12 protein-coding genes are annotated in these 13,804 nt (G+C 72.6%); 9 read left to right on the top strand and 3 right to left on the bottom strand.

What is annotated here, in order from left to right:
• Positions 1-179: 179 nt before the first annotated feature.
• Positions 180-1,250 (bottom strand): mechanosensitive ion channel family protein, encoded by a 1,071-nt coding sequence (locus tag ABZ953_RS02910; RefSeq protein ID WP_361715700.1) that lies wholly within the window; start codon positions 1,248-1,250, stop codon positions 180-182.
• 316 nt (positions 1,251-1,566) lie between these two features.
• Here ABZ953_RS02910 and ABZ953_RS02905 point away from each other — a divergent pair, with 316 nt between their 5' ends.
• The 4 genes from ABZ953_RS02905 to ABZ953_RS02890 all read left to right on the top strand — a co-directional run bounded on the left by ABZ953_RS02905 (position 1,567) and on the right by ABZ953_RS02890 (position 4,971).
• Positions 1,567-2,103 carry an HNH endonuclease gene (locus ABZ953_RS02905; protein WP_361715562.1) on the top strand — a complete coding sequence of 179 codons (537 nt, stop codon included), beginning with the start codon at positions 1,567-1,569 and terminating at the stop codon, positions 2,101-2,103.
• A 212-nt stretch (positions 2,104-2,315) separates the two neighbouring features.
• A complete protein-coding gene (locus tag ABZ953_RS02900; RefSeq protein WP_361715559.1) occupies positions 2,316-2,558 on the top strand; it encodes a hypothetical protein in 243 nt (80 codons plus the stop codon).
• The gene (gene malQ / locus ABZ953_RS02895; RefSeq protein ID WP_361715556.1) at positions 2,558-4,717 is read left to right on the top strand and encodes a 4-alpha-glucanotransferase; all 2,160 of its coding nucleotides are present in this window, start codon (positions 2,558-2,560) and stop codon (positions 4,715-4,717) included. The genes ABZ953_RS02900 and malQ overlap by 1 nt, the downstream gene beginning before the upstream one ends.
• Before the next feature lie 20 nt (positions 4,718-4,737).
• Positions 4,738-4,971: a hypothetical protein gene (locus ABZ953_RS02890; RefSeq protein ID WP_361181082.1), complete on the top strand. Its 234-nt coding sequence runs from the start codon at positions 4,738-4,740 to the stop codon at positions 4,969-4,971.
• A 95-nt stretch (positions 4,972-5,066) separates the two neighbouring features.
• Here the strand turns inward: ABZ953_RS02890 and ABZ953_RS02885 are convergent, their stop codons facing one another.
• Positions 5,067-5,708 carry a TetR family transcriptional regulator gene (locus ABZ953_RS02885; RefSeq protein WP_361715553.1) on the bottom strand — a complete coding sequence of 214 codons (642 nt, stop codon included), beginning with the start codon at positions 5,706-5,708 and terminating at the stop codon, positions 5,067-5,069.
• A gap of 99 nt (positions 5,709-5,807) precedes the next feature.
• Between ABZ953_RS02885 and ABZ953_RS02880 the strand changes: the two genes are divergently transcribed.
• From ABZ953_RS02880 to ABZ953_RS02860, 5 genes are all read left to right on the top strand, one after another.
• Positions 5,808-7,271, top strand: coding sequence for an FAD-dependent monooxygenase (locus ABZ953_RS02880; RefSeq protein WP_361715550.1), 1,464 nt, complete (start codon positions 5,808-5,810; stop codon positions 7,269-7,271).
• A gap of 229 nt (positions 7,272-7,500) precedes the next feature.
• The gene (locus ABZ953_RS02875; protein ID WP_361715697.1) at positions 7,501-8,406 is read left to right on the top strand and encodes a DMT family transporter; all 906 of its coding nucleotides are present in this window, start codon (positions 7,501-7,503) and stop codon (positions 8,404-8,406) included.
• On the top strand, positions 8,403-9,332 hold the full coding sequence (locus ABZ953_RS02870) for a LysR family transcriptional regulator (protein WP_361715547.1): 930 nt from the start codon (positions 8,403-8,405) through the stop codon (positions 9,330-9,332). The genes ABZ953_RS02875 and ABZ953_RS02870 overlap by 4 nt, the downstream gene beginning before the upstream one ends.
• Before the next feature lie 29 nt (positions 9,333-9,361).
• Positions 9,362-9,943, top strand: a complete 582-nt coding sequence (locus tag ABZ953_RS02865; RefSeq protein WP_361715544.1) for an XRE family transcriptional regulator — start codon at positions 9,362-9,364, stop codon at positions 9,941-9,943.
• A 113-nt stretch (positions 9,944-10,056) separates the two neighbouring features.
• Positions 10,057-10,926 carry a methyltransferase gene (locus ABZ953_RS02860; RefSeq protein ID WP_361715542.1) on the top strand — a complete coding sequence of 290 codons (870 nt, stop codon included), beginning with the start codon at positions 10,057-10,059 and terminating at the stop codon, positions 10,924-10,926.
• Between the two features lie 60 nt (positions 10,927-10,986).
• Here ABZ953_RS02860 and pepN read toward each other — a convergent pair whose 3' ends face one another.
• The gene (gene pepN, locus ABZ953_RS02855) at positions 10,987-13,554 is read right to left on the bottom strand and encodes an aminopeptidase N (RefSeq protein ID WP_361715539.1); all 2,568 of its coding nucleotides are present in this window, start codon (positions 13,552-13,554) and stop codon (positions 10,987-10,989) included.
• Positions 13,555-13,804: the final 250 nt, after the last annotated feature.

The following is a 13,804-nucleotide window of genomic DNA, read 5'->3' as shown; positions in this document are numbered from 1 at the left end:
GGCTCTGCGGGGGGGGGTTGTGTTTGGGGGGCGGGGCCATGCCAGGGCTCCCCGGGGCCCCCGGTCTTTTGGGGGCGGGGGCCGCCCCGCCGCCGCCACACTCCGCAAAAAACCGGGCGGCCCCGGCAAGTCGCCAAGGCTCCGGCCCGGTCCAGTGCGGAGAGGTTTTTTGGGGTGAGTTACTTCGACAGGTTCGGCGGCGGTATCGGGGACGCCGCCAGGGACTGCGGGGACGTCGCCGAGGCGTAGGCGGAGGGGGCCGCGACACCTGCCGACGGGTCGGCGGGGTCCTCCGCCACTGTCAGCTGCAGGCCGCCCACGATGCGGATGCCCGCCTCGTCGAACGCCCGCTTGATACGCCAGCGCAGCTCCCGCTCGACCCCCAGCGACTTCCCCGGCATCGTCTTGGCCGAGACACGGACGACCATGGAGTCGAGCAGCACGCTGTCCAGGCCGAGGACCTCCACGGGGCCCCAGAGGCGCTCGTTCCACGGCTCGTCCTTGGCCATGGTCTCGCCGACCGAGGCAAGGGCCGCCTTGACCTTCTCCAGGTCCTCGTCGGGGCGGACCGTCACGTCGACGCCCGCCGTGGACCAGCCCTGGGACAGGTTGCCGATGCGCTTGACCTCGCCGTTGCGGACGTACCAGATCTCGCCGTTGTCGCCGCGCAGCTTCGTGACGCGCAGGCCGACCTCGATGACCTCGCCGGAGGCCACCCCCGCGTCGATGGAGTCGCCGACCCCGTACTGGTCCTCAAGGATCATGAAGACGCCGGAGAGGAAGTCCGTGACCAGGTTGCGGGCGCCGAAGCCGATCGCGACGCCCGCCACACCCGCGGAGGCGAGCAGCGGCGCCAGGTTGATGTCGAACGTGCCGAGGATCATGAGCCCGGCCGTGCCGAGGATCAGGAACGAGGCCACCGAGCGCAGCACCGAGCCGATCGCCTGCGAGCGCTGGCGGCGGCGCTCCACGTTCACCAGGAGTCCGCCGAGCGCCGTGCCGTCGACGGCCTGCGCCGTGCGGTTCATGCGGTCGATCAGCTTGGTTATGGCGCGGCGCACCAGGACGCGCAGGACGAGAGCTATCGCGACGATGAGCACGATGCGCAGGCCGATGCCGAGCCACGTGGACCAGTTCTGCTCGACCCAGCTCGCCGCGTTCGTGGCGCCTTCCTGGGCGTCCTCGAACGTGGGCGGCTTCGATGTCGGCTTGTCGTCCGGGTCCGTTCCGGCTGCCGACAGGACGGACAAGAGCACTGCGGGTACCTCCAGGTATCGCGGCCTGCCCGGGAGGGAAAACGACTCGACGGAGACGAACCGGGGGTGCCGGGCAGACCCACCACACTAACGGGGCATCGTGTGAGGATCGTTGTCATGTTCGAGGGAGAGACGGTGCTCACCTGGGGAAGAACCAAGTGACGTCTCCGTCGCGCGCCCGCTGTGGTCGAAAACACTTCAAGGCCGTTACGGGGACATGCTGGCGCTACGACCAGGCATGAGGGGAGACTGACAGCCAGATCGTCCCGGCGCGAGCCACGCGCCGCCGGCGTACAAGGAGGCATCCGCCGTGCCGCATGTCTTGGTCCTCAACGCGTCGTACGAGCCCCTCGGCGTCGTACCGCTCCGCCGCGCGCTCGTCCTCGTCCTGGAGAACAAGGCTCTCTGCCTCGAGGAATCCGGCGCCTTCATGCACAGCGAGACTCGCACCGTCCCCGCACCCAGCGTGGTCCGCCTCAAGCGGTTCGTCCGGGTCCCTTACCGGGGGCCTGTTCCGCTGACCAGGCGGGCGCTGTTCGCCCGTGACGGCGGTCGGTGCATGTACTGCGGTGGCGTCGCAACCAGCGTCGACCACGTCATTCCCAAGAGCCGAGGCGGCCAGCACGCCTGGGACAACGTGGTGGCGTCGTGCCGCCGCTGCAACCACGTCAAAGCCGACCGCCACCTGCTGGAACTGGGGTGGCGCCTGAGGCACAAACCCGCTCCGCCGTCGGGCCTCGCGTGGCGCATCATCGGGACCGGACATAGGGATCCGCGCTGGCTGCCCTACTTGCAGCCATTCGGCGCGGACGACGCGATGGCCCGGATCGACGGCATTTCCGCCTAGCCACCGATCCGGGCTTTGTTGTACGTGGACGCCGATCTTCCCGGGGGCGGCGGGCCCGGGGCCCGTTCTTGCGGGAGCGGGCCACCCCCGGGAGACGACTTGCGCGACGGGAACGAAGTGTGACCCAGGACACGTTGGGGCACCGTATACGTCTGCGAACCCGCGCATTGGGTAGGGCTGCCGAAACCTGCCCCCTGACAAGGAGCTCCCACGTGGCTGCTTCAGCGAATCTTCTGCTCGACGCGCTCTCCAAACAGGTCTCCCACCCCGACTCGGGTCTCGACGGCTCCTGCTCCTGCGGCTGCATCGAGCCGCCCCTCACCAGTGAACCGCCGCTCGCCGACGCCGCGCCGCTGACCAGCGAGCCGCCCCTCGCCGACGCGGCCCCGCTGACCAGCGAGCCCACCTCCACCGGTACGGCTTCCGGCCTGAGCCTGGACTTCATGGGGGTCTGATGGCCCTTGCCCGGCTGGCCGCCTCGTACGGGGTGGCCACCTCCCACTCCCCGTCCCCGGGGCGTACCGTCCCGGCCGCCGACGCCGCGGTGATCGCGGCGCTCGCCGCACTGGACGTGGACGCGAGCACCCCGGAAGCGGCCGGGTCCGCCCTGACCGCGCGCGAGGCCGCCCTGGCCGCGCGCCTGCTGCCGCCGACGGTGGTGGTCTGGACGGACGGGCCCGGCCCAGGACGATCGGCCGCCTCCGGCACCCCCGCCGCCCCCACTCCGCTCGCCGGACTGCCGCCGGGGACGTACGTACGGGTGGAGCTGGAGGGCGGCGGGGCCGAGGAGTGGGAGACGGCGCCGGACGGCGGCGGGCCGCGGCTGCCGCACGGCGTGCACCGGCTGTCCGTGCGCGCCCCCGACGGGCGCGAGGCGGCGGCCCACCTCATCACCGCCCCCCGCCGGATCAGGACCCCCGAGAGCCGCTCGTACGGCCTCCTCGTCCAGCTCTACTCCCTGCTGTCCCGCCGCTCCTGGGGCATGGGCGACCTCGGTGACCTCGCCGAGCTCGCCGCCTGGTCGGGGCGGGACCTGGGGACCGGCTTCGTCCAGGTCAACCCGCTCCACGCGGCCGTGCCCCGCACGCCCCAGGGGCCGGGCAGCGACCCCTCGCCGTACCGCCCTTCCTCCCGCCGCTTCCCCGACCCGGTGCACCTGCGTATCGAGGACGTCCCGGAGTTCGCACAGCTGCGGGGCGAGGCCCGCGACCGGGTCGACGAGCTGCGCCGCCGGGCCGCCCGCCTGCGCGAAGCGGTCCTGCGCGACGGCGGGCTGATCGACCGCGACGCGGTCTGGGCCCTCAAGCGCGAGGCCCTCGAACTGCTCCACGAGGTCCCCCTCGGCCCCGGCCGCCGCGCCGCCTACAGTGCTTTCCTCGCCGAGCAGGGCGCGCCCCTGGAGGACCATGCCACCTGGTCCGCGCTCGCCGAGGCGTACGGCCCGGACTGGCACGCCTGGCCCGCCGCCCTGCGCGACCCGGCCTCGCCCGGCACGGCCCGCGCCCGGCGCGAGCTGATGGACCGCGTCGACTTCCACAGCCGCCTCGCCTGGCTCACCGACACCCAGCTGGCCGCCGCCCAGCGCGCCGCGCGCGAAGCGGGCATGGGCATCGGCCTCGTGCACGACCTCGCGGTCGGCGTGCACCCCGGCGGCGCGGACGCCTGGGCCCAGCGGCGGCACTTCGCCCCGGACATGACCGTCGGGGCCCCGCCGGACGCCTTCAACGCGCGCGGCCAGGACTGGGGTCTGCCGCCCTGGCGCCCCGACCGTCTCGCCGAGTCCGGTTACGCGCCGTACCGCGCGCTCCTGCGCGGCCTCCTCCGGAACGCGGGCGCCCTGCGCATCGACCACGTCATGGGCCTCTTCCGGCTCTGGTGGATCCCGCAGGGCCGCGAGCCGACCGAGGGAACGTATGTCCACTACGACGCGGAGGCGATGCTCGCCGTCCTCGCCCTGGAGGCGCACCGCGCGGGCGCCCTCGTCATCGGCGAGGACCTCGGCACCGTCGAGCCGGGCGTCCGCGAGGCGCTGCGCGAGCACGGCGTGCTCGGCACCTCGGTGCTCTGGTTCGAGCGGGACTGGGAGGGCACGGGCCGGCCGCTGCCCGCCGCAGCCTGGCGCGCCGACTGCGTGGCCACCGCCACCACGCACGACCTGCCCCCGACCGCCGCACGGCTCACCGGCGAGCACGTCCAACTCCGCCACGACCTGGGCCTGTTGACCCGCCCGCTGGCCGAGGAGCGGGCCGAGGCCGCCGCCGACGTACGCGAATGGCTGGGCCTGCTCTCCCGGCTCGGCATGCTGCCCGGCGGTACGGGCAGCGAGGAGGATGAGATCCGCGCCGTGCACCGCTTCCTGCTGGCCACCCCGGCCCGCATGATCGGCGTCTGGCTGCCGGACGCCGTCGGCGACCGCCGTCCGCAGAACCTCCCCGGCACCTGGGACCAGTACCCCAACTGGCGTCTGCCCGTCGCCGACGCCCGCGGACGCCCCGTCACCCTGGAGGAACTCGCCGCATCGCCGCGCCTGCACGGGCTCATGGCGGTGTTCCGCGAGGGCGCGGGAGGGGGGCCCGGGCCCCGTACGGCACCCCCGGGCGCGCACGCCGTTTAGGAGTTCGCTACGTTGGCACCGTGGACAAGAAGAACGCACTGCGCGCCGGCGCCCTGGCCTCCGGCACGACGCTGATGATGCTGCTCATGTCGTCCCCCGCCTTCGCGGCCCGCGACGACGGTGACGACCCGGGCCCCGGCCTGAGCGTCATCGACACGCTCGGCCTCTATGTCGCCGCGCCCATCGTGCTGTTCCTGGTGATCGCAGGTCTCGTGATGGTCGGCGACAAGTCCCGCAAGCAGAAGCAGGGCTGACCCCCAGTAGTACTCGGTCGACTCCGCACGCCGAGGGCGCCCTACGGACATCGCCGTAGGGCGCCCTCGGCGTGCTCACGGCTGTTCGGCCGCCATCACGGCTGTTCGGCCGTCAGATAGCGCTGGAGCGTCGGCGCCAGCCACTGCGTGACCTCCTCGCGCGACAGCGCGGCCGACGGCGGGAACCGCAGGACGTACCGCGTCAGGGCCAGGCCGAGTACCTGGGAGGCGCAGAGCGCGGCCCGCGTCGGCGCCTCGGCCGGGTCGGGGCAGATCTCCCGCGCGACCGGCAGCAGCTGCTCGGTGAAGACCGCCCGCATGCGCTCGGCCCCCGCCTGATTGGTGATCCCCGAGCGGAGCAGGGCGGTGAGCACCTCGCCGTCCTCCCAGAGGGTGAGGAAGTGGGTGACGAGCACCCGTCCGGCGTCCGACCGGGGCACCCGCGAGAGGTCCGGCATCCGCAGGTCCACGGAGGTGGCAGCGGCGAAGAGTCCCTCCTTGCTGCCGTAGTAGCGCATCACCATCGAAGGGTCGATCCGCGCGTCCTTGGCGATGGCGCGGATCGTCGCGCGCTCGTACCCGTCCGCGGCGAAGCGTTCGCGGGCCGCCGTGAGGATGCCGGCGCGGGTGGTGTCGGAGCGGCGGGGCGGTAGGTCGGCGTCGGGGGAGGCGGGGGCGTCGGGGGTGTCGGGGGCGTCGGCGGTTCTTTCCGCCGTGCCGTCACTGGGTCCGGTCATGACAACAACCGTAGGCCAACAGTCGTTGACAGTCCATGGTGACGGCCTTAACTTGGCCAACAAGCGTTGACCAACAGGCGTTGGCATCAGGAGGCCGCCATGAACGGTACGACCGGAAACACGGGCACCACCAGGTACACCGAGGGCGCCGTCGTGGTCGTCGGCGCAGGGCCCACCGGGCTGCTGCTCGCCGGGGACCTCGCCGAGGCGGGCGTCCCCGTCACGCTCGTCGAGAAGCGCGGGCGCGGGATCAGCAACCTGTCGCGCGCCATGATCCTGCACGCCCGCACCCTCGAACAGCTGGACGCCCGCGGCCTCGCCGACGAGCTGGAGGCCAAGGGGGAGGCGCTCGACCGGCTGAGCCTCTTCGACCGCCTCTCGCTCGACCTCACGCGGCTGCCCTCCCGCTTTCCGCACGTCCTCATCCTCGGGCAGGACGAGGTCGAGCGGGTCCTGGAGCGGCGCGCGGTCGACGCCGGGGTGCGCTTCTCGTACGAGAGGGAAGTGGCCGGGCTCACTCAGGACGCCGACGGGGTCACGCTCGAACTCCGCGGTCCCGGCGGCGAGTCGGACACCCTGCGAGCCGCCTACGTCGTGGGCGCCGACGGATTCCGCAGCGGGGTGCGCGAGGCGGTCGGCCTGCCCTTCCCCGGCCGGTCCGTCATCCGCTCGCTCGTCCTCGCCGACGTCAGGCTCACCGAGCAGCCGGAGACGCTGCTCACCGTCAGCGCCGCCGGTGACACCTTCGCGTTCATCGCGCCCTTCGCCGACGGCTATTACCGCGTGATCGGCTGGGACCGTCGCCGCGACGTCCCCGACAGCGAGCCGCTCGACCTCGCCGAGGTCAAGGACATCGTCCGGCGGGCGCTCGGCCGGGACTTCGGGATGCACGACGCCCGCTGGATGTCCCGCTTCCACAGCGACGAGCGGCAGGCCCCCGCCTACCGGGTGGGTCGCGTCTTCCTCGCCGGGGACGCCGCCCACGTGCATTCCCCGGCCGGCGGCCAGGGCCTGAACACCGGGCTGCAGGACGCCGCGAACCTCAGCTGGAAGCTGGCCGCCGCCGTCAGCGGCCGTGCGCCGCACGGGCTGTTGGACACCTATGAGGCCGAGCGGCACCCGGTCGGCAAGGCGGTGCTCCGCAGTAGCGGTGGCCTGGTCAGGCTGGCGATGGCCAAGCGCCCGTGGACCCGCGCGGCACGCTCCGCGGTCGCCGCCGTCGTGAACAGGGCGCCCGCGGCACGCACCAAGGCGCTCGGCCAGATCACCGGTGTCGGCATCACCTACCCGGCGCCGAAGGGGGCCCACCGCCTCGTCGGCCGCCGCGCCCCCGACGTGGCACTCAAGGAGGGGCGGCTGTACGGGGCGCTGCGTGCGGGCAGGTTCGTCCTCGTCACTCCGGCCGGTGAGGAGCGCGCGACGGGGCGCGCGGTGCCGGCCCACTGGGCGAGCGACCGCCGCACGACGCTCCTGGTCCGCCCCGACGGGTACGTGGCGTGGGCGGCCGAGGGTGCGCACGCAGGGGCGGTGGCGGCGGCGCTGGGGGCGCGGGGGATTGCCTGACGTGACCGGTCGCCGTTCTCATTAACGTTCGACTTTCCTTAACGGAGGCAGCGAAAAGATTCGATGGACCTGATGGGTGTCGAGGTGTCACGGTAGTCCCGCAACGCACCGAGACACCCCCGCCGCCGCGGGGGAGAGAGGCAGGGGATACCCCGTGGCAGTCCTGGACCGGACCCCCGCTCACACCGCGCCGACCGCTCACCGGGCTGCTCACCCGGCCGCGCGCCCCATCGGCATCGGGCTCGCCCTCGCGGCCCTCGCCACGGTCGTCTGGTCGGGCAGCTTCGTCACCTCGCGGGCCCTGCACGACACCGTGCCGCCCATCCAGCACGCGTTCTGGCGCTGGATCATCGCCATCGCCGCGGTCGCGCCGTTCGCGGCGCGGCAGACCTGGCGGCAGCGGAAACTGCTCCGACAGCACCTCAAGTTCCTGCTGGTCGCCGCCCTGCTGGGGGTCACCGTCTACAACACCCTGGTGAACCAGGCGGGCATGACGACCACCGCGGGGAACATGGGCATGATCATGGCCGCGTCGCCGGTCCTGATGGCCGTCCACGAACGCCTCGGCGGCACCCGGCTCGGCGCGCGCCGTGTGACCGGCATGCTCGTCGCCTGCGTCGGGGTCCTCCTCCTGGTCAGCAAGGGCTCCCTCGCCATGGACTTCGCGGTCGGCGACCTGTGGATCATCGCGGGTGCGCTCTCCTTCGGCTCGTACAGCGCGCTGCTCAAGCGCAAGCCCGTGGAGATCGGCGGGCTCCCCTTCCTCTTCTCGACGTTCGTGCTCGGCGCGCTGATGCTGCTGCCGGTGTTCGTGGTCAGCTACGCGGTCCAGGGCGGCTTCGAGCCCACCCTCGGCACGGTCTCCCCGCTCCTGTACGTCGGCGTGGTGTCCTCGGCGGTCGCCTTCTTCGCCTGGAACAAGGCCATCTCGATCATCGGGGCCGCCCGCGCGGGAGTCGTCTACTACCTCCAGCCGGTCTGCGTCGCCCTGCTCTCCTTCGCGCTCCTGGATGAGGCGATGGGGCCGCTGCAGGTGGTGTGCATGGGCCTGATCCTGGGCGGGGTCGTGCTGGGTTCGGCCCGTACGAAGTCCCGTACGAAGTCCCGTACGGAGTCCCGTACGTTGGCCTCATGAGCGAGTGGGACATCAAGAAGCTGCAGATCCTGCGCACGTTGAGCGAACGGGGCACCGTGACGGCGACGGCGCAGGCGCTGCGCATGACGCCGTCCGCCGTCTCCCAGCAGCTGTCCAACCTCGCCAAACAGCTGGGCGTGCCGCTCCTCGAGGCACATGGGCGACGGGTCCGCCTCACCGACGCCGCGCACCTGGTGCTGCGGCACGCGGAGGCCGTCTTCGCCCAACTGGAGCAGGCGGACGCCGAGTTGACCGCCTATGTGCAGGGTGAGGCGGGAGAGGTGCGGGTCGGGGCGTTCTCGACGGCCGTCCCCGCGCTCGTCGTGCCGGCCGTCCGGGCGCTGCGGGAGGCGGCGCCCGGCATCTCCGTACGGGTGCGGGAGACCGAGGCGGCGCAGGCGTACGAGCTCCTCGCCGCCGGAGAGGTCGACATCGCCCTCTCCCTGGCCGTCCAGGCGCCCGCCGCGGCCGACGCGGACACACGCTTCACCCGGGAGTCGCTCCTCGCCGACCCGCTGGACGTGGCGCTGCCGGGGAACCACCCGCTGGCGTCCGCCGAGGGGCTGCGGCTCGCCGATCTGGCGGCCGAGCCGTGGATCTTCGGCGGCAGCGGGCCTTGGTCCGAGATCACCCGGGCGGCCTGCGAGGGCGCGGGGTTCGCGCCGGAGCAGGCGCATTCGGCGTCCGGCTGGACGGCGATCCTCGCGATGGTGGAGGCGGGGATGGGAGTGGCCCTTGTCCCCCGGCTCGCGGCGGCGCGGCGGGACGGCGTCGTGATGCGGGAGCTCTCGGCGGACCGCCCGCGCCGCCATGTGATCGCGGCGGTGCGGCGCGGCGGGGCCTCCGGCGCCGCGGTGGCCCGCGTCCTGACGTCCCTGCGGGAAGCGGTGCCGACGCGGGAAGCGGTGCCGACGCTGTCGCGGTAGCGACGCCCATCCGGCCTACGGTGTTGCCCATGACGCAAGAAGACGGCGAGCTCGACAGCCTGGTACGCAGACGGATCCGGGCCCTGCGGCTGGCGCAGGGCTGGTCCCTTGAGGAGCTGGCGGCCCGCGCCAAGGTCAGCCAGTCCACGCTCAGCCGCATCGAGAACGGCCGGCGCCGGCTCGCCCTCGACCAGCTGGTCACGCTCGCCCGCGCGCTCGACACCTCCCTCGACCAGCTCGTCGAGACGGCCGCCGACGACGTCGTCTCCAGTCCGGTGATCGACGCGGCCCACGCCCGGATGCGCTGGTCCGTCAAGGCCGACCCCGGGGTGAGCGTCGTCCGCCAACGCCTGACCGACCCGCCGCCGGACAACCCCTCGGCCATGCGCGCGCACCCGGGCCGGGAGTGGCTCGTCGTCCTGTCCGGCACCGCCACCCTGCTGCTCGGCAACCGCCGCTTCCGGATGGAGACCAACCAGGCGGCCGAGTTCCCCACGATGCTGCCGCATGCCATCGGCGCCGAGGGGGGACCGTGCGAGCTCCTGGGCATCTTCGACCGCGACGCCCGGCGCGGTCACCAGCGCGGGGCGGATGACGGTACGCGGATCTAGGCCTGCTGTTTCACAGGGCGCGCCTTGCCGTTTCGGTCCGCGGGCGAGGCATTGTCTTGCGCGTTCGGCAACGGGGGGCGTTACCGGCCCGGGACCGACTTAGCGTGGCACGCATGACCCACCACCCCACGCCCCACGCACACGAGCACCGGCACGAGCACCGGCTCGACGCCGATCAGGCGGAGATCCTCGACCTGGACGCGGACGTGCTCGCCGAGCACATCGCGTCCATCATCCGGTGGCTGCCGGTCGGGAACGCGCCGCGCCAGGTGGTCGACCTGGGGTGCGGGACCGGCGCGGGCACCCTCGCTCTCCTCGACCGCTTCCCCGAGGCGTACGTCACCGCCGTCGACTCCTCGGACGCGCACCTGCGCCGCCTGCGGGAGAAGGCGTCCGCACAGGGTGTGGACGACCGGGTGCGGACCGTACTGGCCGACCTCGACACCGCGTGGCCGGACCTCGGCGCGCCCGATCTCGGCGCGCCCGATCTCGTCTGGGCGTCCGCCTCGATGCACCACATGGCGGACCCCGTACGCACCCTGCGTCAGGTCCACGACACCCTCGCGCCGGGCGGCCTGTTCGCCGTCGTCGAGCTGGCGGGCTTCCCCCGGTTCCTGCCCGAGGACGCCCCGGCACAGGCGCCGGGCCTCGAAGAGCGCGCCCACGCCGCGAGCGAGAGCCACCACGCCACGCACGTGCCGCACCGCGGGGCGGACTGGGGCCCCATGCTCACCGCCGCCGGGTTCACCGTCGAGGGCGAGCGAACGGTCACCGTCGACATCGAGAACGCCCGTTCGCAAGCGGTCGGCCGCTACGCCCTGGAGAGCCTGCGCCGCCTGCGCGGCACGGTCACCGACGCGCTCTCGCCCGGTGACCTCGCCGCGCTCGACCGGCTGCTCGACACGGAGAGCCCGCACGGCGTCCTGCACCGCACCGACCTGGTGGTCCGCACCGAACGCACGGTCTGGGCGGCCCGCCGCTGAGGCCTGCTGTTCCGGGCGGGGGGGGGAAGGGAGAGACCGTCCCCCCGCCCGGCCAGAGGGCTACGCGTCCGCGGCCTGGGCCCGCAGGGCACGCTCCACGCCCGCGCGGGACTCCGTGATCAGGCGGCGCAGCGCCGCCGACGTCTCCGCCGAGGCGAGCCAGGCGTCCGTGGCGTCCAGCGTGGCCCGGGAGACCTGGAGCGCCGGGTACAGGCCCGTGGCGATCTGCTGGGCCATCTCGTGGGAGCGGGAGTCCCACGCGCCCTTGACCGACGCGAAGAACTTCTCCGTGTAGGGGGCGAGGAGTTCGCGCTGGTCGGTCTGGACGAAGCCGCCGATCACGGCCTCCTGGATGGCGTTCGGCAGGGTGTCGGACTCGACGACCGAGGCCCAGGCCGCGGCCTTCGCCTCCGCGGTCGGCAGCGCCGCCCGCGCGGACGCCGCGTGCCGCTCGCCCGCCGCGGTCCTGTCCCGCTCCAGTTCCGCCGCGATGCCCGCCTCGTCGAGGCGGCCGGTCGCCGCGAGCCGGGCCACGAACGCCCAGCGGAGCTCCGTGTCGACCGCGAGGCCGTCCACCGACTCCGAGCCGTCGAGCAGCCGCTCCAGGAGGGAGAGGTCGGCGTCCGTACGGGCCGTCGCCGCGAACGCCCGCGCCCACGCCAGCTGGTGGTCGCTGCCCGGCTCGGCGGCCCGCAGGTGCTCAAGGGTCGCTTCGGTCCAGCGGGTCAGCGCCGCCTCGCGGCCCGCGGGCGCCGCGTACAGGTCGAGGGAGAGCTTGACCTGGCGGTGCAGCGACTGCACGACGCCGATGTCCGACTCCTTGCCGATGCCGGACAGGACGAGGTTCAGGTACTCCCGCGTCGGCAGCTCCGCGTCGCGCGTCATGTCCCACGCCGACGCCCAGCACAGCGCGCGCGGCAGCGACGCCTCGAAGTCGCCGATGTGGTCCGTGACGAAGGCCAGCGACTCGGTGTCCAGGCGGACCTTCGCGTACGACAGGTCGTCGTCGTTGAGGAGGATCACGGCCGGGCGGCGCTTGCCCACCAGGGCGTCCACGGCGGTGAGTTCACCGTCGACGTCCAGTTCCACCCGGTCCGTGCGCAGCAGCTTGCCGGACGCCTCGTCCAGGTCGTAGAGGCCGATCGCGACGCGGTGCGGACGGAGCGTCGGCTCGCCCTTGGCGCCCTCGGGCAGCGCGGGGGCCTCCTGCTTGACCGCGAAGGACGTGATGACGCCCGCCGTGTCGACGTCCACGACCGGACGCAGGACGTTGATGCCCGCCGTCTCCAGCCACTTCTTCGACCAGGTCTTCAGGTCGCGGCCGCTGGTCTCCTCCAGGGCGCCGAGCAGGTCGGACAGGCGCGTATTGCCGAACGCGTGCCGCTTGAAGTACGCCTGCACGCCCTGGAAGAACTCGTCCTCGCCGACGTACGCGACGAGCTGCTTGAGCACCGAAGCGCCCTTCGCGTACGTGATGCCGTCGAAGTTGACCAGGACGTCGTCCAGGTCACTGATGTCGGCCATGATCGGGTGCGTGGAGGGCAGCTGGTCCTGGCGGTACGCCCACGTCTTCATGGAGTTGGCGAACGTCGTCCAGGAGTGCGGCCACTTCGAGCCCGGCGCGTACGCCTGGCACGCGGCCTCGGCGTAGGTGGCGAACGACTCGTTCAGCCAGAGGTCGTTCCACCACTCCATGGTGACCAGGTCGCCGAACCACATGTGGGCCAGCTCGTGCAGGATCGTGGCGGCGCGCACCTCGTAGGCCGCGTCCGTCACCTTCGAGCGGAACACGTACTGGTCGCGGATGGTCACCGCGCCCGCGTTCTCCATCGCGCCCGCGTTGAACTCCGGCACGAAGAGCTGGTCGTACTTGGCGAAGGGGTACTGGTAGTCGAACTTCTCCTGGAACCAGTCGAATCCCTGCCGCGTGACGTCGAAGATCGCGTCCGAGTCGAGGTACTCGGCGAGCGAGGGACGGCAGTAGATGCCGAGCGGCACCGACTGGCCGCCCGGACCCTCGTACGAGGAGTGCACCGAGTGGTATGGGCCGACGATCAGCGCCGTGACGTACGTCGACATGCGGGGCGTCGGCTCGAACGACCAGATGTCGTCCTTCGGCTCGGGCGTCGGCGAGTTGGAGATCACCGTCCAGCCGCTCGGCGCCTTCACGGTGAACCGGAACGTGGCCTTCAGGTCCGGCTGCTCGAAGGAGGCGAAGACGCGACGCGCGTCCGGCACCTCGAACTGCGTGTAGAGATACGCCTGTTGGTCGACCGGATCGACGAACCGGTGCAGGCCCTCACCGGTGTTGGTGTAGTCGCAGTCGGCGACGACCCGCAGCTCGTTCGGACCGGCCTGCAGGTGCTTGAGCGCGATGCGCGAGTCGCGGAACACGGCGGCCGCGTCCAGCGCGTGACCGTTCAGGACGACCTCGTGGACCGCGGGGGCCACCAGGTCGATGAAGGTCTCGGCGCCCGCCTCCGCGGAGTCGAAGCGCACCGTGGTCACGGACCGGTAGGTGCCGCCCTCCTGTGCTCCGGAGAGGTCGAGATCGACCTCGTACGAGTCAACGGTGAGCAGCTTCGCCCGCTGCTGCGCCTCTTCGCGGGTCAGATTGGTGCCGGGCACGCGGTCATCTCCTCGGGTACGACGTGTGGTCCTCGTGGGCACGACGCGTCGGGTGGTCGGTGGGTGCGACTTATGGTGTTTCCGGCCATCCTTCCATGCGGCTCCGGATGGCCGCCCGGACCATTGTTCTCCCGCTGCCGTGCGGTTACGCTCCGCGCGTTCGCACCGCCGCGCACGGGCCGCCGACCACGGTCCAAGCGGGCGGTCAGGGACCACAGGGGGATGCCGGAAATGCTGGGGACCGAGGGGC

The organism is Streptomyces sp. NPDC046465 (genome assembly GCF_040646035.1).
GTDB lineage: Bacteria > Actinomycetota > Actinomycetes > Streptomycetales > Streptomycetaceae > Streptomyces.
This window is presented reverse-complemented; position numbering and strand designations above follow the sequence as displayed.